The organism is Streptomyces sp. Act143 (genome assembly GCF_003143935.1).
Taxonomy (GTDB): domain Bacteria; phylum Actinomycetota; class Actinomycetes; order Streptomycetales; family Streptomycetaceae; genus Streptomyces.
The window spans coordinates 5312724-5336987 of the sequence record NZ_QFRX01000001.1; the positions used below are offsets into that span (position 1 = coordinate 5312724).

Genomic DNA, 24264 nt, shown 5'->3' on the forward strand with positions numbered 1-24264 from the left:
CCGCTCAACCAGGTCTCCCACGAAGCATTCAACGACCCGCAGGTACCAAAAGAAACGGCGTCTTAGAGAGGGAAGCCGCGTCGGCGCCACTCCTGCGTCCCGGCTCGGCTCCCCGTCCGGCCGGCCGCCGACGAGAGGCTGCCGACCGTCCTTGCGTCCGCGTTCCTCGTCCTCCGGGTCGGCAGGCCCGTGCCGCGCCGTGTGCCTCGTACGTCCGTACAGGCGCCAGCGCGCCGCGCCATGGCCGACCCGTGCCGAAAGGTGTCACAGTTCCCGTGTCCCAGCACCAGGTCACCGAAGCCCACCGCGCGTCGGCACCGCCGTACGCCTCACACCCGACGCGCCGGCCGGAAGACCGGCACCTGTCCGACCGGGGCCGCACCGGATCGGCACCGCACCGCGGGGAAGGAGCGCCCGAGAACAGGCCCGGTGGCCGACGCGGGCGGCGCCGGGCACCCAAGCGCGCCCCGCTGCTCGGCGACTACCTGGGCTACGCGGCGACCTTCGTCGGGGCGGGCCTGATCAGCGGCGCGATCGTGCACCACCCGCTCGACCCGGCCCGCTACACCCTCATCGCCGTCATAGGCGCGGCGGTCTTCCTCTGCGCCACGGTCCTCAACGAATTCGTCCTCACCCGCAGCCGCCCCGGCGCCGCGAAGGTCTGCGGCGTCGTGGCCGCCTCGCTCGCGCTGTCGTTCGGCATCGGCATGCTCAGCGGCGGGCTCCAGCACTTCGAGGACTTCCCCGAACGGGCGGCCATGCTCATCCCCTTCGGCCTCGCCCTCTCCTTCGTCGCCTATGTGCTGCGCCACCAGCCCGCGCGGTGGCGCGGCATCGCCGGCCCCGCCGGGATCGTGGTCGCGGTTACTGCGGCCGTCGCCTTCGTGGGACTGAAGGGCATCGCCCAGGAGATGGCGGCCCAGCCCGCCGGCGACGGCCATGGCCACAGCCACGGCGCGGAGCCCGCCACCGAAACGGGGCCGGCGACCGACGCCCCGAAGGACCACGAGCACGAGCACGGGTCCTCCCCTTCCGAAAGCGCGGAGTCGCCGACCGACCCCACCCCGGCCGCCGAGGAGCACGGCGAAGCGGGACACGACCACTGACGGCGGACGGGTGCGCTCAGTGCCCTTCGGTGGAGGACACGGGCAGGCGTTCGGTGAACGTCCGGCCGCCGTCGCGGGACTCGTACACCCCGTCCTGTGTGGCGGCCAGGACGCGCCGGGCGTCTACCGCGGTCAGAGCCTGGGGCTGACCGCCCGGCACGGTGCCCGTCCGCTGCCAGGTGGTGCCGCCGTCGGTGCTGCGGTGCAGACCGCCGCCGAGGTCGAGGCCGTACAGGGCGTCGGCGGCGGGCCAGGACAGGAAGGCGAGCACCCGGCCGGAACCGGCGCCGAAGGTGCGGCCGCCGTCGGTGCTCGCGGCGAGGCCGTCCTCGGTGGTCGCCAGCACCACGTCACGGTCCTTCGGGCTGACGGCGATGTCCAGGGCGGCGAGCTCGGCGCGGTTGTCCCAGGTGGTGCGGTCGGTGCTGACGCGCAGGACGCCGTGGGCGCTGTCGTAGCCGTAGACGGTGCCGTGCGCGTACTTCAGGGCATGGAAGTCGCTGGTGCCGTCGAGGGAGAGAGGCTTCCAGGTCCTGCCGGAATCGGTGGACCGGATCAGTCCGCGGTTGCCGTGACCGCCGCTGCCCTCGGCCGGGTGGCCGCTGCCGAGGAAGGTCTTCGGGCCGATGACGGTGAAGCCCATGTAGTCGGCTCTGTCACCCACCCGCCGCGCGGTGCCGTCGTCGGCCACGGCGATCACGCCTTCGTGGGTGGCGACGTACAGGCGCCCGTCGGCCGGGTCGACACCCAGGCCGTGGACGTGGCTGACGGCTCGGCCGCCGGAGCTGCCCGCCGAGCCCGTGCCGGACGGCGAATCGGCTGGGGAGGTGCATGCGGCCAGTACGGCGGCGAGCAGGGCCACCGGCGCGACGGTGGCCGCGCGGGAACGAATCTTCATACCGAGGTCTTTCGGAGGGCGCGAGGAGAACGGGCAAGGGGGCGACGGGATGTGAGGGCACACCCCGTCGCCGGTGGGACCGGACGGGTCAGCTCTTGCCGAGGAGCTTGTTCATCTCCTCGATCTCGGCGGTCTGCGCGGTGATGATGTCGCCGGCCAGCTTCTTGGCCGGACCGTACTGACCCTTGTCCTTCTCCGTGGTCGCCATCTTCACGGCGCCCTCGTGGTGCTCGACCATCATGGTCAGGAACATGGTGTCGAAGTCCTTGCCGGACGCGTCCATGAGCTTGTCCATGTCCTCGGTGCCCATCATTCCGGGCATGTCGGAGGAGCCGTCGCCGTGGTCCATGCCGGGCATGGAGGAGGGCACGTCCTCGCCCCACGTCTCCAGCCATCCGGACATCGTCTCGATCTCCGGGTCCTGGGCCTTCTCGATGCGGGCGGCGAGGTCCTTGACCTCGGCGGAGGACGCCTGGCTCCTGGCCATCTTCGCCATCTGCAGGGCCTGCTGGTGGTGGGGAATCATGCCCTGGGCGAAGTCGACGTCCTGGTCGTTGTGGGCGCCGGCGGTGTCCTCGGCGCCCGCCGAGGCCGAGGTCTGCGTACCGGAGCCGGTGTCGGAGGAGCCGTCGTCGCTGCCGCACGCGGCGAGAACGAGGGCGGCGGCCACGGCCGTGGTGCCCAGCGCGGCACGGCGGATGAGGGAACGGGTGCTGTTCATGGGTGTTCTCCTGCGATGTGCGGGGGAGGGGGCGCCGATCGGCGCGGGACATGACTGAGTGCCGTAGCCGCCCTCGACGACGGGGCAGGCACGGCTCGGTCTTGTCCTAGATCCGCAGGAGTTGCAGTTCGGCCAGGGTGGGCGGGGCGCGGCCGCCTTCGGACGCGGCGGCGAAGGCACCAAGCAGACGGTCGGCGGGAGAGGCCGGGCCGACGGGAGCGGGCAGCGGCGCGTGCAGTACCGGTCCCGCGCCGAGAGCGGCGGAGGCACATGCCGCATCGGCGTGCTGCGCGTGCCCGCCACTGCCGCTGTCATCACCGGGACAGACGAACTCGACGCCACCCGGTCCCATGTTCATCGCTGCCGAGGCGGCGGAGGAGTGAGAGGCGTGAGCGGAGTGATGGGAAGCATGGCCGACTGTTGCGACCGCTCCGGCGGGAGCGAGGACGTGCATGGCGAACAGCCCGGCCAGCAGCCCGAGCAGCAGCAACCCGCGCCGCCTCGCAAGGGGCGATCGCGCACGGCGCAGCTGTGTACGGGCTGTCACATCCCTCATGCTACGGAATCCCGCCTGCCGCAGGTGAGCGGACCGCTGCGAAAGCACCGACGGAATGCGATCACCGCTGGTGAGGGAACCATGGAAGAAGCACCCCCGGACGGCGCGGCCCCCTTTCCTCACTACCGGACGGTGTCGCGCGCCGCGCCGCGCGGTGTCGATGGGTAACCCATCGATTGCGGTGCGAGTGATTCCGTGCGACGGCCGGCATCCGCACCCGGCGCCACCGCCGTGCTCATCGGCCTCATCCATGTGGTCGCCGCCCCCGAACTGGACCAGACAAAAAACAACCCCCGGGCCGACGGCCTGGGGGTTCGAAGTGGAGCGGGTGACGAGAATCGAACTCGCGCTCTCAGCTTGGGAAGCTCGGGTCTTCCGGGGGCAGGCTCCGCACTGACCTGCGGCGGAGCGGTGTTTCGTCCCTGGTGGTCCGTGGCTGAGACCCCACTGTTCCCCGGGAGTCCCCGCAGGATCTGGCACGCAACTGGCACGCCTCGAAGCACCCTGGGGCGAGAGGCTGACCGTGGGGTCGTCTGAGCCTCAGCCGACGACAGTCAGCCACGGTGGCGGTGCGCCGACCGATCAGGTGCGCGTGTGCCTCGCTGCACCCCCGCTGGCCTCAGCCACGCTGCTGGTGCTGTCGAAGAGAGCAAGCCACGACGGCCTGCCCGTGATGACCTTGCTTCGGCCTTCAGTTTGGTTCGTACGACGGAACAGCCACGGGCCTCGGTGAACTGCTGAACTGATCCCCGTTAATACCCATTGCCCGCCTGGCTAATTGAAGCGCTTTGACGCGGCAAGCGCCTCATTAGTCTTCATTTTGCGAAGGTCCTCGCCATCGCGCACATAGTACTCTTCATCGAAGCTGGATAGCTCTGCCTGGGCTGGAATTCTAATAATCACATATGACCTCCCAGAATAAGTAACGGTGTCCACGTTTGCCAAAACGGCACTCTTTAGCGGCTCGCTCATAGGAGAACCTTGAATGGCTCCCAATATTTTCCGCGTGTAATCGCTAAGCTGGATTCCTAGAACTCGGCATTCTCGGTCCACGCCGACGAGAAGTTGACGTCCCATGCGAAGAGCCATGACGGAATCAAGCTGCTCAACTCGTTCCGCATCCTTGTCGGTATCTGCTACACCGAAGACGATGTAACCATCCGCTTCGGGTCCTACATTTGCAATGGCTGAGATGATTTTTGGCATCTTTTCGAGAAAGGTCTGATTGATTTCTCGTTTGCCGTACAGTGACGCTATTCCTTGTTTAAATTCATAGCGCGCACTCTCTATTGGGGCTCGCCTAATGATGTTAGGGAACTCAATCTCCATGGCGGGACCGTGAGTGAGCGCTGGTCGCGGTGCACTGGCGAAATGCTTCTCCAAGAGGCCGCGAACAATGTCAATATTCTCCTGGCGCTGCTGCTCGGTCGTTGTATTTCTGCTGGGAGTCAGCCTAGCGGATACCTTTCGAATAGAAGCAAATGCGGATTTAGGGTCTGCGAGCTGCTTCTGTTGCCTGATCATCAGATCGTAGAACGCCATAAATATTGCATAGAAGGGAGTTTTGGCGGAGGTGAAGCTACTAGTGCTGACGTGCGATCGGAAGGCTCCGCTGACGCCTGGCCGCTCGGACTCCACCATGGTTTTCATGGCGCCAAGCACGTCCTTGACATCGCTGGCTAGAGTCTCGGTGCCATAGGTGTTCAGGTCAATGGCAAGCGAGTAGCTCTCAGGGGTAGTTGGATCGAAATATTTATCAAGCACATCAGAGCTGACGCTAAACGTGTTGCCCCTGACAACTGAAATGCAGATATCCGCTAGAAGCTGCTCATCTTCGCTTTGCTGTAGCTGGCGTGGATTCAGGACGCCCAAACTGCACCAAAATGTCTCCTCTGCCGCGATTCCATACCCGAGTCTTTCACGTGCAGAATCGATGGAGACGACCGGCATCTTGGTGAGCGGAAGTATGTCGGGTGAGCCGTCGTATCGAAAATCGGAGGCAAGCTTCCTAACCATCCGAACGAAGTCGCTGACGACACCTGCCTGCCGTTTCTCCTGCGCGCTAAGTTGGCGGCCTCCTGAGTTGATGCGCCGGAATACTTCGGTGACTTGCGTTTCCTCTTTCGAATCGAAGATGGTTACCGCTAGCTGGTAATCAAGCAAGTCGGCGCACTTGCTTGCTGGAAGAAGGTCAGGGTTTTCGGTTTCGGCTTCGAATGCTCCAGCCTCTGCGAATTGTCGCGCTCGCGAAAATTCTTTCAGATCGAAGAACTGTCTTGCGTCACCCTCTTGAATGGCGTACTTGTGTTCAATGAACCCGAAGATCGCATCTAGCCGCTGCATGCCATCGATGATTTCAAAGTCGCCGTCCGCTGTTTCGGCAAAGAGAAACAGCGGGATCGGGAAGCCCTTTAAGATGCTGTCAATCAAGTGGACCTTTTCATCTACCCCCCAGACGAGTTTTCTTTGATAGTTGCGATTCACGATAAGCTTTTCACCTCGATAAAGGCTGTAGGCTTCTTGGATCGACATTCCTCGGGGGGTAATGGACATTGATGGGCCTCCTGCCGGTCAACTCTGGTAACACGTTAGGTGCAATTTCTACCTACTGCTCATCGATCAAGAGGTAGGTGTTGGATCTTGTCGGAATTTGTAGGAGTATGCTTGATGGAGTCGACCGCCCCAGCCTCGACATACCCCTTCTCTGGCATCAGGCGACTGATTGCCATGAGCGCGGCACGGGCGCCGGCCGGGCTGGAGCGGGGCGGAGACAGGAGCGCAGGCCCGGCCGGGGGCCGGGCAGCGCGCGGGGAGCGGAGCGAGCCGCCTTGAACTAGTAGAGAAAGTTGTAACTCAGTCGGGCGTGTGGGGCTTGAAGTCGTGTGCGCAGGCTGGGAGTTCGGTGCCCTGGCGGTGGGCGAGTGGTAGGAAGATCGCTGGTCGGATCGTCCAGGTGATGCGGGTCTGGTCCTGGGTGATCGTGACCGTGCAGGGCTCGGAGCGTAAGAGGGGTGTGTCAAGTTAACAGCTGATCTTGGTTGTTGAGTTATCGCTGGTCGGTGGGGGTCAGGCGGCCATCGAAGGCGATCTGGAAGGCGTTCAGGGGTGCCTTCCAGCGCATCGTCCAGCGGCGCCGGCCCTTGCCCGTCGGGTCCAGGCTCATCAGCGCCATGCAGACGCACTTCAACGCGGCGGCCTCCGAGGGGAAGTGCCCGCGGGCCCGAACCGCCTTTCCGTCGACCTCTACGAAGATCTCCTGCGGCTCCACATCCTCCCGGCCTTCGGTGACCTCGACCTGGACGAGATCACCGTGCCCCGTGTTCGCGAATGGCGCGCCGAACGACTCCGCACCACCAAAGCCAAGACGACCATCGCTAAGGCGTACCGCCTCCTCAAGGGCATCCTGGAGACAGCGGTCGACGACGACCTGATCAGTCGCAACCCGTGCCGAATCAAGGGCGCGGGCAAGGAGTCAGCCGCCGAACGTCGTATCGCCACCGTCGCCCAGGTCGACGCTCTCGCCGAAGCGATCGGCATCCGCTGGCGCCTCATGGTCTACCTCGGCGCGTACGGTCCGATGCGCCCCGAGGAGCTGGCTGGCCTCCGCCGCCGGGACGTCGACGTCGACAACCTCGTGATCCGAGTCCGTGTCGCTGAGCCTGAGCGGACCAACGGCAAGCGGGCTCCCGGCGAGACCAAGTCCGAGGCGGGCGTCCGTGTCGTCGTCCTCCCGCCGTTCCTTCACAAGGAGGTGAAACAGCACCTCGCCTGGTTCGCCGAGAAGGGACCCGACGGGCTCGTCTTCGTCGGGGAGAAGGGAGCGCCCTTTCGGCGCACGTCGTTCGGCCGGAAGTGGCGGCGCGCCCGTATCGCTGCCGACCTTCCGGACGGCTTCCGCTTCTACGATCTTCGCCACACCGGCCACACCCTCTCGACTCGCTCGGGTGCGACCCTCAAGGACACGATGGTTCGCGCCGGGCAGTCCTCGGAGAAGGCCGCGCTGATCTATCAGCACTCCGACGAGGAGCGTCAGCGCGAGGTGGCCGCCGGACTCGACGACCTGGTCCGCGCCGAGCGTGCGAAGCACCACAAGAACCATCCCGCGCACCACAGCGAGGAGGTCGCCGAGGGCTAATGGTGCGCTTGTGGTGCGCACCCCTCGCACCGGTCTAGACAACAAAGAACCCCCGGGCCCATGGCCTGGGGGTTTCACATGGAGCGGGTGACGAGAATCGAACTCGCGCTCTCAGCTTGGGAAGCGACGGCGCTTGCGGAGGCGAAGGACTTCTGACCTGGGCGTATGTGCTCTGGCGTGTCGGCTGAGCGAACTGGATGGCACCGGTGTTGACCGTGGTTCGCCGGTCTTATGGGCACGCTATGGGCACGCGGTTCGCTCGGAGGCGCGGGCAGCCCTTTCGGGCGTCTGACCGCTGGCCGGTGGCGGAAACGACTGGCGGCGGGAAGGGGCGCCGTTGCAGGAGCACATTGACTTGGATGCCTATGTCCGGCCCGTCAGCCTGGGTTCATGCGCGGAAGGGCAGCCGTTCCTGATCAGCCCGGAGGGCGAGCACGGCATCTTGCAGGACGCGCTCGGTGGTCCGGCTGCGGCACACATCAAGATCGAGCGGTCAATCCGCGCGAACTCGTCGGCGAACTGTGCGCTCTCAGCGGCGAGTTCCGCACTATGCGGGCCACCCACGACGTACGCACACACCACGGCGGCACCCAGCGGATCGAACACCCCGAGGTCGGCACCCCGGAACTGGCCTATCAGTCCATGGCACCCAGTCGGTGAGGAAGTGGAGGCGAACGAAGTTGGCGTGAGCGCGTGCAGGGCGGTGGTGTCGCTGGTGAACAGCGACGCGTGCAGGGCGGTCGCCGTCCGTCACGTCCTCTCGCCTCGGAGAACAGTCATGTCCCGCAGACGACTTGACGCATCAGCGCCCGATGCCGGTGCAGGTCCTGCTGAATCCGTCCCCCGAGCGGGCGTTGCGGCGGAGTCGTACGAAGCGGGCCCGGCGCCCCCCGACGCCCGCAATCGGGCCGGACGACAACGCTCGCGCGGGTCGGACTGCGCTGCTGTTGACCATGGTTGTCCGCTCCGCCCGCGGGTGCTGCCGCGCCGTACAGGACGTAGGCAGGCCGTCGTCGCGGCGCTGGCTCCGGGCGTCGCGACGACGGTGATCACGTGCCGGCCGCCGTCCGTGGAACATTGCCGACGGCCTGGCGGCCGTTGCTGAGGGTCTGTCATGCGATGGCAACTGCCTGTGGCATGCATCTGGATCGGACGTGCGGAGTTGCGACGCGTCCGGCTGTCGCTGCCGCCCGGTATTGGGGAGTTTTCGACCGGTTCGTTGGTGGGCCCGCCCGGCGTTCCGGGGGCGGGCTAGTTTGGGCGGTCATGACCGGCCGTCCTGGCCGGTCATGCGGACCGTCTTCCCGGTGCGGTCGTTCGGGCGGAACGGCGCGGCGGATCTATGCGGTAGTGCGCGGTGGTGTGGCAGTGACGGGACGGGAGCAGCGCGGCGGATCCGGGCAGGCGGGCGAGCTGAGGCCGGCGCGTCGGCCGCACGGCGGTGCGGCGGAGCCGTTGGAAGAGGAGGACATGCCCTTTCGGGCCTGGACCGTCGAAGCCGGACTGAGGGCAGGGCGGGGGGCAGCGCTGCTCGCTGGGGCTCTGGCGGTGACCGGTCTGGCGGGGTGGGTGCTCGGCAGCGAGGCGCTCAAGAGCGTGCTCCCGGGACAGAGTTCCTCCATGAAACCGAACACCGCGGTCGCTCTGCTGTTCGGGGCGGGAGCACTGATGATCAGGCTGTCGCGGGCGGTTTCGCCCCGCACTCTCACGGCGGCGCGGGCCGGGGCCGCAGGTGCGGCCGGGATCGGCGCACTCACCTTGTTCGAGTACGCCGCCGGAATGGATCTGGGTGTCGATCAGCTCCTGTTTCGCGACACGGCCCGACCACCGCACACGGTGGCGCCGGGACGGATGGCACCGAACACGGCGCTGGCGCTGACCCTGACAGGGCTGGCCGCTCTCACCCCCCGACCGCGGCGGCGGGGAGCCTGGGCGGGGCAGCTCGCGGCCCTGGCTGTGGTGTTGCTGGGCATGCTGCGTCTGTACGGTTTCGCCTTCGGTGTGCCGGATCTGGGCGCACCGCGTGAGTACACCGGGATGGCCCTGCACACCGCGCTGGCCCTGGTGCTGTTGGGCGGTGCGGCATTCCTGATCCGGCCGCGGGAGGGGCTGGCCGGGCTGCTGGTCAATTCGGGTACCACCGGGGTGCTGGGCCGCCGGATGGTGGCCACCGTCGTGTTCGTGCCGCCGGTACTGGGCCGGTTGACGCTGGCCGGGCAGGACGCCGGCTGGTACGGGACCCGGATGGGGGTGGCGCTGCTGGTGTGCGGGCACGTCCTGGTCTTCCTGGTGCTGACGTTCATCGCGCTGGGCACCGGACAGCGTGCGGAAGTCGCCCGCGACCGTGCCGAGTCGCAGTTGCGTCGGCACCGGTGGCTGCAGGCGTTCATGGACCACACCCCGGCGATGATCTTCGTCAAGGACCGCCGGGGACGCTACCTGAACGTCAACAGCGGCTTCGAGCAGTGCACGGGCAAGAGCCGCGAGCAGGTCGTGGGGCGTCGCGCCGAGGACGTGCTGCCCGGGCCGCTCGCCCGCCGGGTCTGGGCCGACCAGCGTCGGGTGCTGGCCGACGGCGTATCCCGCCAGCGTGAGGACATCCTCCCCGTGGGCGGGGTCGAACACTCCTATCTGACCACCCTGTTCGCCCTGCCCGATGACGAGGGCGGGCCGGTCGCGGTGTGCGGTGTGGCCACCGATGTCACCGAGAAGGCCGCGGCGCAGCGGGAGACAGAGCGGGCCCGCCGACTGTTCTCCGCGTTGCTGGAGTCCGCTCCCGAGGCCACCGTCATCACCGACCGTCACGGCATCATCGTCATGGTCAACGACCAGGCCAAGCACCTGTTCGGCAACCCCCGCCGTCCCCTGATAGGCAGCGACCTCGCCCAGTTGGCCCCCGTGGACCGCCGCCGACACCAGGCCGCTCTGCTGCGGGCCTACCTGCACCGTCTGCCTCGCAGGCCGACAAGTTTCGACACCGACCTGTGGGCCGTGCGCGGCGACGGCGGGGCCTTCCCGGCCGAGGTCAGCCTCAGCGCCTTGCAGGAAGAAGAGCAGGTGCTGGTGGTCGTCACGGTCCGTGACATCACCGACCGGCGGCGGGCCGAGGCCGACCGCGCGGCGCGCTACGAGCAGCAGCGTCGCATCGCCTATACCCTCCAGCGCAGCCTGATGGGCGAACCACCGCAGTTACCCCATCTGCCCACTGCCCGCCGTTACGTGGCCTCGGCCCAGGACGCCGGGGTCGGCGGCGACTGGTTCGACATCATCGCCCTGGACGCCGATCACACCGGCGTCGTCATCGGCGACGTCATGGGTCGCGGCATCGATGCCGCCGCCGTCATGGGCCAGCTGCGCGCTGCCGCCCACGCCCTGGCCCGCACCGGCACTGAACCCGTCGACCTGATCACCGGCCTGGACGCCTTCGTCGCCGACCTCGACAACCAGCTCGTCACCTGCTGCTACCTCGTCATCGACCACATCGCCCGCGAGATCACGCTCTGCTCCGCAGGCCACCTTCCCCTGCTGGCCGCCACCCCCGGCCGGCCACCCCACCGCATCGACGCACCCGTCAGCGTGCCCCTCGGCATCGGCGGCATCCCCCACCACCAGACCCGCATCCCGCTGCCTGCCGGCGCCACCCTCGCCCTCTACACCGACGGACTCATCGAACGCCCCGGCACCGACCTCGACACCCAGATCGACCACCTGGCCGACACCCTGCGCATAGCCCTCAAGAACGGCCCCACCTGCCTCGAACAGGCCGCCGACCACATCCTGGGCACCCTCATTCCGGACCCCGCCGCCCACGATGACGACGTCACCCTGCTCCTGCTTCATCTGCCGGCGGACGACACCGCACACCTCATCCTGGACGCCCGCCCCCAATCCGTCGCCGAGGGCCGCCGCTTCGTCACCTCCACGCTCCGCGACTGGGGCTGTCCCGACCAGCTCATCGACATCTGTTGCCTGCTCGCCAGCGAACTGCTCACCAACTCCGTCCGCCATGCCCAGGGCCCGATGACCCTCACCCTCAGTACCACCGAGGCCACTCTCACCCTGCATGTCAGCGATCAGGACGCCACCCGGCCCCAGCCCCGGGACGCCGCTCCGGACGACGAGAGCGGCCGTGGCCTCACCCTTCTGTCCGCTCTCGCCGACCAGTGGGGCACCAGCCCCCACCCCGGTGGCAAGACCGCCTGGTGCACCCTGCGCCGCACAGGCCCACACCCCGGGCACACTCGTACTCACCACGATGAGCGATAAGGAATTCCGGTATCGTCGATCGCCCCTCGAAGTCTCCGTTCACGGAAGGCCCAGGGATGGCTGCCGAGGCGACAAACCGCTGGGACCAGCGGTAAATTTTTCTGACAAGTCACGCGCGGATGGTACGAACCATTGCGCAAGATCCAGCCGCTCTGCTGCGGGACATCGCCGTCACCTGCCAGCGGATCAGCTATGCCCTTGAACTCTGATGACCCCCTGCGGCATCCGATGGAAGCCCCCTAACGCTGCGCGCCCTCGTCGAACTCGCCCCACAACACGGCGGCACTCAGCCACCGGACACGGTTTCCGCAGCAGTGACGACGGCCCTGGCTCCCAGGGCCTGAGCCGCGCGGTCAGCGAGAACCCGCAATGGCTCGGCATACGGCGTGGGCGGTCTGCTGGAGACGGCGGTGCGATGAGGGGCCTTCTGGTCTGCTCCACAGCCGGCGTTCGGGCCCAGTGCCCTGTGTCAGACCGACATGTTCGACTGCGACCGGCCCCCTTGGGCCCGCAGCTCATCGTTGATCCGCTGAGCTTCTTCGAGCTGGTCTTCGAGGATGACGATCCGGCAGGCGGCCTCGATGGGGGTGCCCTGGTCGACGAGTTCGCGGGCGCGGGCGGCGATGCGCAGCTGGTAGCGGGAATAGCGGCGGTGGCCACCGTCAGAGCGCAAAGGGGTGATCAGGCGGTGCTCGCCCAGCGCACGCAGGAAAGCGGGGGTGACGCCGAGCATCTCGGCGGCCCGGCCCATGGTGTAGGCGGGGTAGTCGTCATCGTCGAGATTGTCGACGGGGCGGGTACGGGCAGGGGGCATAGACCTCTTCTTCCGGGACATGTCGGGGGGCCCGGAACGCCGTACTGGCGCCCGGGCCCCGAGCTTTCCACACCATCTACATGCCGATCATGTCGGCCTTCTATGTCCGCAACGTCTGCCCGGGAGGGGCGGGCTGCGGGGATCGCGGATGCGTGACCGGGGACCACCTTCCAATCCGGGGTCTTGCGGTACCCGGGCCGACGCACTCCTCGCCCGGGCGATCCTGATGGCGCTCTGCTCCTCACCTTCAGTTACTTGCTTGTGCTGCTGGATATCGCGGGTACTGCGCACGACCCCTAGGGCCGTGTCCTTCTAGACCTGATCGCGTGCAGTTCATGTCTGCCGCGCTTGCTTCGACTTTCTGGGTACGACACGACGATAGCTCCACGGAAGACGAATGTCTATCGTCAGTGCGATAGTTTTTCTTCCTCGACGCTGTCATGACTTCTGCTCCGAATACCCTCATAAGAGTGATGCGCCTGGTTGGGTTCGGGCGCGGCGGGCAGACGCTGAACCCGGCGGTACAACCGAGCGAAGCGGGGTGCAGCGCATGACCGACCTGGAGATGGCTCGCACGACGGCCTCGGCCGCAGCTCAGGTAGTGGTGCACGGCGACGGCCCCGCCGACATAGCGCGGGCCCGCGCCGCGGCTCGCGACTTCATCGACAGCCTGGAGCCGGCCCCGGCCCCGCAGACGGCACAGACCCTCGCCCTGGTGGTGTCCGAGCTCACCACCAACGCCCTGCGCCACGGCGGCGGCCGGTACACCCTTGAGCTCGGGGCCACCCCCGACGCCGTGGCCGTCGCCGTCAGCGACCTCAGCTCCGAACCCCCGCACGAACGCGCCCCCGACCTCGACGGCGGCACCGGAGGGTTCGGCTGGCCCATGGTGCGCCGCCTCTGCGAGACAGCCGTCACCCGGGGCCCAGGGCGGAGGAAGACCGTTCACGCCCGCCTCCCCCGGTAGACACACTGAGAGCCGTCGGTCAGCCGTGCGGCCACTGAGGCTGAAGTGACGGCAGCCCCCGCCCACGGCGGATGTCGGGTCGGTACGGTGCCCGGAAACGGCTCTCTCAGTGGTGACCGTGGTGTCCGCGGGGCTGCGGTCGGGGGTGTTGGCGTGAGTATCCGCGGCGCGGTGCTCTTCCCGACACGGCGGGGAGCACGCGCCGGGCGGGTCTCCGCCTTCCCGTGTCGGGCGCCGGGGGCGGCACGGGTACGTGGCGCTGTTTTCAGGGCCGGTGGTCGCCCGCAGGCGGGTGGTTGAGGGGCAGGAGCAGCTCGCGGGCGAGGATGGCGCGGGCGGTCTCCAGCAGCGGCCGACCGGTGTGGAAGGCGTGGGCGCGGATGCGGATGAGGGCCTCGGCGGGGCTGACGCTGAGCTGCACGGCCACCATGCCGGTGGCCTGGTGGACCTCGGCGCGGTGCAGGTGGCTGGTCTCGGTCAGCCAGGCGGAGGGGTCCTTCGGGGAGGAGGCTTGGTCGAGCAGCATCAGCGTCAGAATCTGCGCCAGGGCGCGGGCGTCCACGTCCTGCTCGACGGAGAGGGCGCCGGCCATGGTGCGGTAGCCGGTGAGGACGCCCAGGCGGACGGTGCCCAGAGCCAGCGGGTAGGCGAAGACGGCGCGGACGCCGAGGCCGAGGAGTTCGGGAACGAGGCCGGGCCAGCGCCCGGAGTGGTTCGTGCTCAGGTCGGGTTCGGCGACCGGCAGGCCGGTGCGTGCGGCCTCCGGCCCTGGGCCCTGGCCTTGGGTGAACTGGATGTCCTCCAGCTGAGCCGCACGGGCTCCGGTGTGCCGCAGCAGTTCGGTGGAGTCGCCCGGCCGGGCGACGGACACGGCGAGGCCGTCCAGGCCCAGCACACTGGCGCAGGCCCGCAACAAGACGGGAGATACGGGCAGACCCGGCTCACGCTCGGTGGTGAGGTCGTGCAGGAGCAGAGCCATTTGCCGGCTGACCATGGTTCCTCCCCTCTTCCCCGCGCCGGTGCTCGGCGTGCCTCGTGCGGTGGTCACTGGTCCTGCGCGGGCAGACGTACGTCGATGCCACCGTCCATCACTTCCCGGGCGACGTCGGTCAGCCGCCGCCGGTGGTGGCGGGCGTACCGGCGCAACTGGTGGAAGGCTTCCTCCGCGTTGATCCCGTGCATGTGGGCGAGGGCGCCCTTGGCCTGTTCGATGATGATCCGGGAGTCGAGGGCGGTCTGCAGCTGGCTGGTCACGGTGGCGTGTTCGTGAACGGCGCGCTGCTGCAGGATGCCGATGGTCGCGACGTCAGCCAGCGCTTGGCCAAGGCGCATCTGAGCGGGTTCCAGGTGGCCTGGCTCCTCCCGGAAGAGGTTGAGCGAGCCGATGGTCTGTTCACGCAGCCGCATGGGTGCCGCGGCGACCGAGACGAAGCCCAGCTCCTGGGCCCTGTGGGCGAAGCGTGGCCACTTGACGTGGGCCTGGGGGTGACTCAAGGGGGTGTCGGGGACCGGATTGCCGCTGCGGTAGCAGTCCAGGCAGGGGCCTTCGCCCCAGTCGAGGCTGTCGGTCTCCAGCGCACGGGTGCGTTCGTCGGAGGCGGAGGCGTCGAGGATGTCGCCGTCGGGGGTGGCCAGCATGACGCCGGCGGCGGTGACGTCGAGCAGGTCGACACAGTGGTCGGCGAGGGTGTGCAGAAACGCGATGATGTCGAAGTCGCCTACCAGGGTGTCGGCCAGCTCGACGAACGCGGCGGCCAGCCGTTCCTCACGTGACTGCTCTGACATGGGGGTTCACCTCGATTCGGGGTGGGCCGCCAGCCGTTCGACCGGCCACCGGCGCTCGTGGGTCATGGGCGAACCCTGCCCACTGGTAGCCGACCCGTGCAGCTCTGGGGAAAGCTTTTCGGCCGCCACTTCACATCGGGGCTGTATGTCCGTCGCACGAACGGGACGATAGCGCGTGCAAGGCCCCGGCCGAACGGAAGGCCACGTTCTGCGCCGGGCCGTGACTCGTATCGATTCCGCCCGTGGCGAGCAAGGGAGCGACACGGTCGTAGAACGGCGAGCCGTGCCCGCCCGGCGTGACCAAGTCGGTGTACGGACGGGCGCCACGTCAGGAAGAGGAATCATGGTTTCCCCTTCTGGTCCGTGCCCATCCGTCCGACTGACCTCACGGCGGGAATGCCAGGGCTTACGACTCCTTGCCACATGCGTGACCCCGGCATCGCGGGGCGGGGGAGCTGAGCGCCCCCGAGATCCACGCGGGTGGCCAGTTTCCGCGAACCGGGCACCGGCGGTACCGGTGCTGCGCGACACGGCTGGCGGGAACGGCTCGTCGCTCCGGTGAGGGCCTTGCAGGGCAGCGCGTGCGAAGCCCGGGGCACCGCGCGGGCCGTGCAGCCGACCCGCGCGATGGTGATCGTGGCCGTACCGAAGGCCGAGTGACCGTGGCGGCGTCGGCCGAACAGACGGGCCGCCCGGGCCAAGGCGACGATCAGGAAATGCCGGGCGAGGACATCGAACACGTTGCAGCGGCAGGGCGCCACGGTTGCTGGCGAGTCCAGATGACCGGCAACGACGGACCGGAGGCTGGTTCCGCCATCCGCGGTAACCGTCAGGGCGCCTTCCACGGGCATCTCCTCCCCTGCGCGCCCCGCCAGGTGGCTGCCCTCGGGGCCAGATCAACGCTAGGGACGACACGGAGGCACACGGGAGAGGACAAGCGGACCGCGCTGAGGGGCCGTACGGCCCCTCAGCCTCATGATCCTGCGTCGTGGCGCGTTGACGTGGAGCGCTTTCTCTCCGCCCAGGGCGGCACTCCTGTCCCGCCGATACTCTCTGACCGCGTCACGGCACCTGGCGGCCCTGGCAGTCAACGCCGATCGGGGCCCATCGCCGGTGATGCCCCACGGCCACTCCGGCTGGCTGCTGATCGCGGTCCGGCAGAAGATCGACCCGCCCGCCGAACCGCATCTCGGCCCTCCTCCGCGCCGCGCTGTCCGCCCTGGAGCAAAGGCAACCCTGGCCGACCCGCGGCACACCGCCGATCCAGGTGTCGGCGGCGTTGGAAATGTTCCGGGCATGCACGCCCTGCCCTGGCGGCAACCGTCGTCCCGGCCGGACGCGGTCTCGGACTCCGGGCAGTCACCGCACGGCGACCGAGCGGCAGGCGACTCGAGGCCCATCCCCGAGCGGTGAAGCACCGTCGAGCTCGGACCGGGCCGGCTCAGTCGGAGACGTCCCCAGGGCCGGAGGCGATGCCGTCCTCCAGCCCCGGAATCATGGTGAGTTGCCTGCTCAGGCCCGAAACGCGCAGGATCTTCAGGATCAGCGGGTGCGGGCAGACCAGCAGCAGTCGTCCACCCCGCTCCCTCACCCGTCGCGTGGCTCGGTGCAGCAGCCTCAGCGCATAGCAGTCGAAGAACTCCGTGGGGGTGAGGTCGACCACCACCGTCCGCCCCGCCACCGCGGTGGCGGCGTCCAACTCGGGCCCGATCGACGGAGCGGCGGCGATATCGATCTCACCATGGAATTCGATCACGATCAGCCCATGGACCTCGTGAACCCGGATGTGCCCGACGGGCCATGCGTCAGCCCACCGCATGGCGGCCCCCCTGATGAACCGGACTCTCCGGTGTTCCCTCCGGAGAGCAGCGATTGGTACGGGTCACCGGGGACTGGGGTGACGGCAGGCGGCCAGCCTAGAACTGGACCGGTCACCTGCGGAAAGAAGGAATGATTCTTCGAGTTCGATTCCCTAAAACGGACTGTTTTTAACGTATTTCCTTTACACTCGCGCCCCAGCGAATCGATGTATGTGCACGTCATTGGGCCGACCCGCCCGCAGTCCGGGGAAGAGCGGCCCTCGTCAGGGCGAGTGACCCGCCGTAGACTCTCTGACCGAGCCCCGGACCCCGGCCGACGCAGCATGAGTGCAGTCGCGGAGGCGTTGAACTGGCCCCGTCTCCCGAGGACCTCTCTCCACCGCGCAAGACGTCAGCCGGGAGGCCACCGATGAGGCAGATCTCCTCTCCACTTCCCGCCGCTGCACGACAGCCAATGGGCGGTTGAGGCCGGCTGAACCATCCCCGCTCGCGATCATCCCGCGTGGCGGGCGGGGAATCCGGTGCCCGGCCGACGGGAAGGGGGGGCGACGGCCGGGCACAACCACCTTTCTGCGCCCACCAGCAGTTCCGGTACCACCCGATCCGGTACGCCGAGCAGCTCTACGGCGGCGACGCGCACGGTGGTGGCGTGGCGGTGGCGCAGGGACGGGGCGATACGACGGCCTCAGCCACGGCGACCAGGAGGCAAGATTCCTTGGTGCGGCATTAGCCGTCAAACTCCAGTGATGCGGCTTTGATAGGTTTTTCGAGTCGCCCCCCGGCACCCGCCCGGGCGTCTACACGGCGGCCGACCGCCAAGTACCCGTGAACAGCCCAGCGGGTCTAGGTCGTTCAGGGGCCCTGGTAGTACGTTCCAGGGAAGGGCCAAAGGGCATGGTCCGCGGCTGCCGTAAGGAACGGTCACGCACGACCGCCGCGAGCGCGGGGACAGCGCGGTCGCTCCCCAATCTTTGCCGCGCTGTCCCCGCGCAGTGCCGTCCCAGCGGGCCCGGGCGCGCGGGAGTGCCGGGGCTGGAAGACCGCGAGGACGGAGGGCAGGGCCGGGCCGCTGTGAGTCGGCGCACGGCGGCCCGGGCCACCTTCGGATGTGGTCCTCATCGAGACCCGGGGGCCGGGGGCCTGCCGCAAGCCCGCAACGGCACGCGCACAAGCACGGCAGGGGCTTCGACAACTGACAGCCTAGGCTCCCCGGCGCACGGCACAAGCCTGCGAACCGGACGTTTTTGCAAGGTCAGGCGGACGTCGAAGGCTTCTCGGCCGAAGGTGGGTCGTCCTCGTGCCGCGCGCAGCGCAAGCATGCGCGGGATTGCCCTCAGCCGTGGCGGATTCGTTCAGCGGTCAGTCGAGAGTGCGGTGGGTGAGAACGTGATCAGCCGTCTGCACCAGGGGCACGTTGTGGGCGAAGGCATGGGCTCGAAGCCGGGCCAGAGCATCTTCCGGGACGAGGTTGTCCACCTCTGCGAGGACGCCTGCGGCCATGTGGATGCTGGGTGGGTAGCCCTGAGGGCCGGGACGGGGCGAGCGGGGGGCACTGGTCGCCAGGTGCGGGTGCTCATCGAGGGCGAGGACCGCCAGGATCCGGGCGTAGGCGCGTGCCCGGTTTCTCTCACGAGCAGTGAGCAGGCCGGGCTCTGTGCGGTAGACATCCGCCACGCCGATGGCCAGAGTGCCGAGGACGAGGGGAAAGGCCATCACGCTGCGTATGTTCTGTTCGGCAGCGGCCTGCGTGAAGGCCGGCCACCGGTCGAAAGCTCTGTAGAGGTCCGCTTCCTCGACGAGTCCGCGGTAGCGGTAGGCGTCAGTGCAGGGGCCCTCGCCCGCCACCAGCTGGGCATCTTCCATGCGTTCGGCGCGCTCGTCCGTGGCACAGCCCAGCAGACGTACCTCCCCGGCGACGATCAGGGACACGCCGAGACAGTCCGCGTCCAGGTCCGTGGCGCACGCCTGGCAGGCCACGGCGAGCGAAAGCTCATCACCCGCGGCAGCGACGCGCCTCCAGGCGGCGGTGCGGTCGTCGTCGTGCATGATCATCCCAATCAGTAGGGGACAGCGTGGAAGAAGACGACGTGGTCAAGGGCGAGGAAACTCGTCTGTGTCGACTTCTCCGGCGATGATCTGCCTGCAGAGCCCGGTGAGCCCCAGCTGGCGGGAGCGGGCGTATCGACGCAGGGCGTCGAACGCGTCGTCGACGTCCACGTGCCAGCGTTCGGCAAGGATGCCCTTGGTCTGCTCGATGACGATGCGGCTCGACAGCGCGGCCCGCAACTGAGCACGCTCCTGATTGCCGTACATGATGGTGCGCTGCTGCAGAATGGCGATGGTCGCCACACTCGCCAGGGCCTGTGCCACCCGTGCGTCGGCGACGGTGAGGTCCTGCTTGCGCGTGTCGAAGAGATTCAGAGCCCCGATCACGTTGTCCCGCAGATGCATCGGCAGTGCGTGCGTCACGGCGAACCCGGCCTCGCGGGCGAGCTCGGCGAAGCGCGCGAAGGCGGCAGTCTCGACAGGTGAGCCGAGGTCGATGTTGAGCCGTACCAGGCCGTCCCGGTGGCTCTCCACGCAGGGCCCCTCGGAGTGCTGGAACGCGAAGAGTTCCAGCAACCGCGTGTGTTCGTCCGAGGCCGCGATGACCTGTAGCTCGCCGCTCGGATCGGCAAGCATGACCCCCACCGCCGACACGTCCAGCAGCTCGGTGCAGCGAGCACACAATGTGTGCAGAAAATCGATCAGGTCGAAGTCGTCGACCAGCGTATCGACGGCGTCGATGACGGCCCCAAGCAGCCGCTCCTCGCGAGTCATGTTCCTTCAGTCCCTTCACCGGTCGGCGTGCCTGGCCGATCCAGCTCGTTGCGAAACTGCACCCGTCGGCCCACCACGTCCTCGGCGACCTCCATTACTGGCCGACTGTGCCGAAAGGCATAGGCCCGCAACCGCAACAGTGCCTGTGCCAGGCTCACCCCTGCCTGCACGCTGATCATCCCGACAGCCTGGTGCACCCTCGCCCGGTACAGGCCCGTATCTTGTTCCAGATCGACGGAGGCATCCCAGCGCTCCGCGTTCTCCGCGATCACCGCGGTCAGTGCGTCCGCGATGATCCAGGCGTCCATCAGACGCGCGTCCTCCAGCGGGCCAGGGGACGAACGCTGCAGTGTCAGAGTGCCCAGGCAAGCGCCCCCCAGAAGCAACGGGAAGCAGAAAACCGCTTCGACACCGAGCGCCATGACCTCGGGCAGCAGCGCCGGCCACCGCTCACCCGGAACCCGTGCCAGGTCGGGCTCCAGCACAGCCACACATGATTCAGCCGCCTCCAGTCCTGGCCCGTGGCCCAGCGTGAACTGCAAGTCCTCCAGTTGCGCGCTGACGCCGGGAGAGGACCACACCAACTCCCACAGCCCGCCCTCCCCCGCCATCGACACCGCGACCCCGTCGGCGCCGAGAGCGCGCGCGCACGCTGCCGCGTCGGCATCGGCGAAGCCCCCCTCAACAGTCGCGGAACGCAGATACCCCAGGACGACGGCCAAGTCGCCTTTGGAGGCCACGGCTCTTACCTCCTGCCCGCCCAGACGTATAAGGGTTCGACCAGTTTAGTCGAGTGCCCGCCCAGCGCTCTGCGACAACGACGAGAAAACAGCAGTGGGAACCCCTGCCGACCTGCAGACAACAGGCTGCGGACGCGGAGCCCCAGACTTGCAGTCGCGCAGAGAGGCGCGAGCGGAGTGATGGGAAGCATGGCCGACTGCTGCGACCGCTCCGGCAGGAGCGAGGGCGTGCATGGCGAACAGCCCGGCCAGCAGCCCGAGCAGCAGCAACCCCCGCCGCCTCGCAGGGGGCGATCGCGCACGGCGCAGCTGTGTACGAGAGGACCGCTGCGAAAGCCCCGACGGAATGCGATCACTGCTGGTGAGGGAACGATGGAAGAAGCGCCCCCGGACGGCGCTGCCCCCTTTCCTCGCTTCCGTACGGTGTTGCGAGCCGCGCCGCGCGGTGATGATGGGTAACCAATCGATTGCGGTGTGCGAGTGATTCGTGTGATGGTCGGCAGCCGCACCCCGCGCCATCCGCCGTGCTCATCGGCCTCGTCCTCATGGTCGCCGCCCGCGAGCTGGACCAGACAACAAACAACCCCCGGGCGCACGACCTGGGGGTTCGAGTTGGAGCGGGTGACGAGAATCGAACTCGCGCTCTCAGCTTGGGCAGCGACGGCGCTTGAAGCGGCGCAGAGCATCTGACCTGCGCATACGTACTCGGGCCGACTGTGCGGAGTCATCGCGTGTGCACATGGATGGCTGGCCCTTCCTGGGGTGTCGCCTGCCCTCACCCGTGAGGTGGCGCTCTGGATCACCGACCGTCGCGCAGCTTCGTTTCTGTTCCGCCGAACAGGCCCCAGGGCACTCCATGGCAGCCCCCGGCCCGAGCTCCCCTGCTGTCGCAGGGGATCGACCGCGCTTGAGCTTGCACCAGGAAACCGATCGGTTTACAGTCTCTAGAAACCGATCGGTTTCTCGTTCTCCTGGAGAGAGTCATGACCGTTGTGAAGGGCGCGAACGTTTTTGTCACCGGCGGCAGCCGGGGCATCGGCAAGGCGCTGGTGGAGGACCTGTACGCGCGCGGCGCCCGCAAGGTCTACGCCACGGCCCGCGACCCGCGCAGCGTGACGCACCCCGACGCCGTCCCCGTGGCCCTGGAGGTCACCGACCCCGCCTCGGTCGCGGCCGCCGCCGCACAGGCGCAGGACGTGACCGTGCTGATCAACAATGCCGGTGCCTCGGTCGGCGCGTCCTTCCTCGACTCCCCGGTCGACGACATACGCCGGGAGTTCGAGACCAACTTCTACGGCCCGCTCCTGGTCGCCCGCGCCTTCGCGCCGGTCATCGAGGCCAACGGCGGCGGCCACATCCTCAACGTGCACTCCGTGCTGTCCTGGCTCGCGCTCGGCGGCTCCTACAGCGCCTCCAAGGCCGCCCTGTGGTCGCAGACCAACTCCCTGCGTCTGGAGCTCCAGCCGCGCGGCATCGCCGTCACCGGCCTCCACGTCGGCTACGTCGACACAGACCTCACGTCCGGCATCGACGCCCCCAAGTCCGACCCGCGCGACGTCGCCTCCCTCGCCCTCGACGGCATCGAGGCCGGCGCGTACGAGGTGCTCGCCGACGACATCTCCCGACAGGTCAAGGCGGGCCTGGCCGGCGACCTGGCGGGGCTGTACCCCCAACTCGCCGAGTAGGCAGGTTTTCTGAGACCGGAAAGGGCATTGCGATGAGTGCGAGTTCAGAGACGAAGAAGTTCTACGCCCTGAACATGTTCGACGTGGTTGACCTGGAGAAATACCTTGCGTATTTCAGCCGCTTGCCCGAAGCGGCCCCGCAGTACGGTGGTCGAATGGTGGCGTTCGGCCGCTTCCGGGACAACGTGGCCGGTGGCCTCACGCCACGGCAGGTGCTGTTCCTCGTTGAATGGGAGTCCGAGGAGGCGTTCAACCGCTTCCGGGACGATCCGGAACTGGCCGACCTGCATCCGCTGCGGGAGAGCGGGACGGCGTCCTACATCTGGCAGACGTTCGATGGTTCCGACATGAGTGACCCCACAGGCGTTTCGCTCGATGATGTCCTGGCGGTGCTCAAGCCTTAGCCTCGATCCTTTGTGAGGGCCCACCGGCGGAGTCGGTGGGCCCTTTCGCATCCCGGAGCGCAGGGGGGTGGGCCGGCGGCCCGGTGCCGACGGCGTCAGCCGGCCAGCTGGTTCATCTTGCGGATCTGCTTGTCGAAGACCGTGGCGGGAGCGAGGCGGCGCAGTACGCGTGCGCGTCCGGCCAGGGGGCCGGCGGTGTAGCGCGGCCTCGGCTTCGGGTCGGTCGCGGCCGCCACGATCGCCCTGGCGACGACGGCGGGGGCGTCGCCGCTCCTGACCGTTTCCGCCATCACGCGGTCGACGGTCTGCCGCTGCTTCGCGTACGCGTGCAGGGGCGTGTCGGGCTTCGCGCTGTTGGCCTCGAACCCCGTCCTTGTGTAGGCGGGCTCGACGATGAGAGCCCGGACGCCGTGGTCACGGATCTCGTGGTCCAGGGACTCGGTGTAGCCCTCGATCGCGTGCTTGGAGGCGGCGTAGGCGGCCATGTAGGGCTGGGGCAGGAACCCGAGCACGGACGAGATGTTGATGATGCGCCCGCGTCGCTGGGGGCGCATGTGCGGCAGGACCTCGTTCACCATGCGCATGACCCCGAAGACGTTGGTGTCGAAGAGGGACTGAGCTTGTTCGACGGAGGTTTCCTCCGCTGCTCCCACCGAGCCGACGCCGGCGTTGTTGACCAGGACGTCGATCCGCCCGAACCGCTCGGTGACCTCCTGGACCAAGGCGGTGACCGAGGCGTCACTGGCGACGTCGAGTCCGAGGAACGTCACGCCGTCGAGCGGGGTGACGCGTGAGGCGTCACGGCTTGTGCCGACCACGTTGAATCCGGCTGCGACGAGGGCGAGCGCGGTTTCCTTCCCGATACCGGAGGAGGCGCCCGTCACGAGGGCCACCGGCCGACCTGTCGTCATCATGGACTCCTGCATTCACTCGAAACCGATCGTTTTCCGCTACAGTAAACCGATCGGTTTCCGTGTGCAAGGTCAAGCAGGAGATGGAGCCATGGGCGGGATCAGTGCGCAGGGGCGACGTGAAGACGTCATTCGTGCGGCGATCGCCGAGTTCGCGCGCGCCGGGTATCGCGGCACCACCACCGCGGCGATCGCCGAACGCGTCGGCGTCACGCAGCCCTATCTCTTCCGGCTTTTCCCGGACAAGAAGGCGATCTTCGTCGCCGCTCTGGTGCGAAGCGCGGAAGACACTCGCCTGGCTTTCGAGAGGGCGGCCGACGGGGCGGAGGGAAGTGAGCGAGCTCGGCAGGCGATGGCGGACGCCTATGCGCAGCTGATCTCGACGCGCCCCGAAACGCTCCTGATGCAGATGCAGGGATACGCCACCGTGGCGGCCGCCGAGGCCCGTGGCGACGACCTGATCGGTCAGGTCGTCCGGGCCGGCTGGATGAAGATCTGGGACACCGTGCACCAGTCGCTGGGCGCCGATGCCGACAAGACCGCAAGCTTCTTCGCCTGCGGCATGCTCGGCAACACGCTTGCGGTCATCGGGCTGCCCTCGGCTGCCGGGCGGTGAGTGAAGAGCCCTGGACGGTG

The 24264-nt window shown here is 68.0% G+C and carries 20 protein-coding genes and 1 pseudogene; 8 read left to right on the top strand and 13 right to left on the bottom strand.

The window, feature by feature from the left end; translation table 11 throughout:
- Positions 1 to 275 precede the first annotated feature (275 nt).
- On the top strand, positions 276 to 1106 hold the full coding sequence (locus tag DI272_RS24050; RefSeq protein ID WP_109497358.1) for a hypothetical protein: 831 nt from the start codon (positions 276 to 278) through the stop codon (positions 1104 to 1106).
- 16 nt (positions 1107 to 1122) lie between these two features.
- Here DI272_RS24050 and DI272_RS24055 read toward each other — a convergent pair whose 3' ends face one another.
- The 5 genes and pseudogenes from DI272_RS24055 to DI272_RS24075 all read right to left on the bottom strand — a co-directional run.
- Positions 1123 to 2004: a F510_1955 family glycosylhydrolase gene (locus DI272_RS24055; protein WP_109497359.1), complete on the bottom strand. Its 882-nt coding sequence runs from the start codon at positions 2002 to 2004 to the stop codon at positions 1123 to 1125.
- An 88-nt stretch (positions 2005 to 2092) separates the two neighbouring features.
- The gene (locus DI272_RS24060) at positions 2093 to 2725 is read right to left on the bottom strand and encodes a DUF305 domain-containing protein (protein ID WP_109497360.1); all 633 of its coding nucleotides are present in this window, start codon (positions 2723 to 2725) and stop codon (positions 2093 to 2095) included.
- 106 nt (positions 2726 to 2831) lie between these two features.
- Entirely contained in the window at positions 2832 to 3272 is a 441-nt protein-coding gene (locus tag DI272_RS24065; protein WP_181387305.1) for a DUF6153 family protein, read from the bottom strand.
- Positions 3273 to 4055: 783 nt separating this feature from the next.
- Entirely contained in the window at positions 4056 to 5834 is a 1779-nt protein-coding gene (locus DI272_RS24070) for a DUF262 domain-containing protein (protein ID WP_109497361.1), read from the bottom strand.
- Between the two features lie 493 nt (positions 5835 to 6327).
- A pseudogene (locus DI272_RS24075) lies at positions 6328 to 6513 on the bottom strand (IS256 family transposase); the annotation flags it as partial.
- Between DI272_RS24075 and DI272_RS24080 the strand changes: the two are divergent.
- The 3 genes from DI272_RS24080 (at position 6490) to DI272_RS24085 (ending at position 11682) form a co-directional block, all read left to right on the top strand.
- On the top strand, positions 6490 to 7416 hold the full coding sequence (locus tag DI272_RS24080; RefSeq protein WP_258314647.1) for a tyrosine-type recombinase/integrase: 927 nt from the start codon (positions 6490 to 6492) through the stop codon (positions 7414 to 7416). The pseudogene DI272_RS24075 and the gene DI272_RS24080 overlap by 24 nt on opposite strands.
- A 390-nt stretch (positions 7417 to 7806) precedes the next feature.
- A complete protein-coding gene (locus tag DI272_RS44620) occupies positions 7807 to 8076 on the top strand; it encodes a hypothetical protein (RefSeq protein WP_181387306.1) in 270 nt (89 codons plus the stop codon).
- Between the two features lie 960 nt (positions 8077 to 9036).
- Positions 9037 to 11682 carry a SpoIIE family protein phosphatase gene (locus DI272_RS24085; RefSeq protein WP_146238384.1) on the top strand — a complete coding sequence of 882 codons (2646 nt, stop codon included), beginning with the start codon at positions 9037 to 9039 and terminating at the stop codon, positions 11680 to 11682.
- Positions 11683 to 12151: 469 nt separating this feature from the next.
- On the opposite strand, the gene DI272_RS24090 is transcribed toward DI272_RS24085, so the two are convergent.
- The gene (locus DI272_RS24090; protein WP_109497363.1) at positions 12152 to 12496 is read right to left on the bottom strand and encodes a MerR family transcriptional regulator; all 345 of its coding nucleotides are present in this window, start codon (positions 12494 to 12496) and stop codon (positions 12152 to 12154) included.
- Positions 12497 to 13046: 550 nt separating this feature from the next.
- Here DI272_RS24090 and DI272_RS24095 point away from each other — a divergent pair.
- On the top strand, positions 13047 to 13463 hold the full coding sequence (locus DI272_RS24095) for an ATP-binding protein (RefSeq protein ID WP_109497364.1): 417 nt from the start codon (positions 13047 to 13049) through the stop codon (positions 13461 to 13463).
- A gap of 265 nt (positions 13464 to 13728) precedes the next feature.
- Here DI272_RS24095 and DI272_RS24100 read toward each other — a convergent pair whose 3' ends face one another.
- From DI272_RS24100 to DI272_RS24130, 6 genes are all read right to left on the bottom strand, one after another.
- The gene (locus DI272_RS24100; RefSeq protein WP_109497365.1) at positions 13729 to 14457 is read right to left on the bottom strand and encodes an ANTAR domain-containing protein; all 729 of its coding nucleotides are present in this window, start codon (positions 14455 to 14457) and stop codon (positions 13729 to 13731) included.
- A 50-nt stretch (positions 14458 to 14507) separates the two neighbouring features.
- Entirely contained in the window at positions 14508 to 15248 is a 741-nt protein-coding gene (locus DI272_RS24105) for a GAF and ANTAR domain-containing protein (protein WP_109497366.1), read from the bottom strand.
- A gap of 1441 nt (positions 15249 to 16689) precedes the next feature.
- Positions 16690 to 17067, bottom strand: a complete 378-nt coding sequence (locus DI272_RS24115; protein WP_109497368.1) for an STAS domain-containing protein — start codon at positions 17065 to 17067, stop codon at positions 16690 to 16692.
- A 1360-nt stretch (positions 17068 to 18427) separates the two neighbouring features.
- Complete coding sequence (locus tag DI272_RS24120) at positions 18428 to 19120, bottom strand: GAF and ANTAR domain-containing protein (protein ID WP_109497369.1); 693 nt, start codon at positions 19118 to 19120, stop codon at positions 18428 to 18430.
- A 39-nt stretch (positions 19121 to 19159) separates the two neighbouring features.
- Positions 19160 to 19888: a GAF and ANTAR domain-containing protein gene (locus tag DI272_RS24125; protein WP_109497370.1), complete on the bottom strand. Its 729-nt coding sequence runs from the start codon at positions 19886 to 19888 to the stop codon at positions 19160 to 19162.
- Positions 19885 to 20628, bottom strand: a complete 744-nt coding sequence (locus DI272_RS24130; RefSeq protein WP_109497371.1) for an ANTAR domain-containing protein — start codon at positions 20626 to 20628, stop codon at positions 19885 to 19887. Before DI272_RS24130 ends, DI272_RS24125 begins: the two co-directional genes overlap by 4 nt.
- Positions 20629 to 21611: 983 nt before the next feature.
- On the opposite strand from DI272_RS24130, the gene DI272_RS24135 reads away from it, so the two are divergent.
- Complete coding sequence (locus DI272_RS24135; RefSeq protein WP_109497372.1) at positions 21612 to 22313, top strand: SDR family oxidoreductase; 702 nt, start codon at positions 21612 to 21614, stop codon at positions 22311 to 22313.
- Positions 22314 to 22345: 32 nt separating this feature from the next.
- A complete protein-coding gene (locus DI272_RS24140; RefSeq protein ID WP_109497373.1) occupies positions 22346 to 22717 on the top strand; it encodes a DUF1330 domain-containing protein in 372 nt (123 codons plus the stop codon).
- 95 nt (positions 22718 to 22812) lie between these two features.
- Here DI272_RS24140 and DI272_RS24145 read toward each other — a convergent pair whose 3' ends face one another.
- Positions 22813 to 23628, bottom strand: a complete 816-nt coding sequence (locus DI272_RS24145) for an oxidoreductase (protein ID WP_219933904.1) — start codon at positions 23626 to 23628, stop codon at positions 22813 to 22815.
- Between the two features lie 91 nt (positions 23629 to 23719).
- Here DI272_RS24145 and DI272_RS24150 point away from each other — a divergent pair, with 91 nt between their 5' ends.
- Positions 23720 to 24244: a TetR/AcrR family transcriptional regulator gene (locus tag DI272_RS24150; RefSeq protein ID WP_109497375.1), complete on the top strand. Its 525-nt coding sequence runs from the start codon at positions 23720 to 23722 to the stop codon at positions 24242 to 24244.
- Positions 24245 to 24264 lie beyond the last annotated feature (20 nt).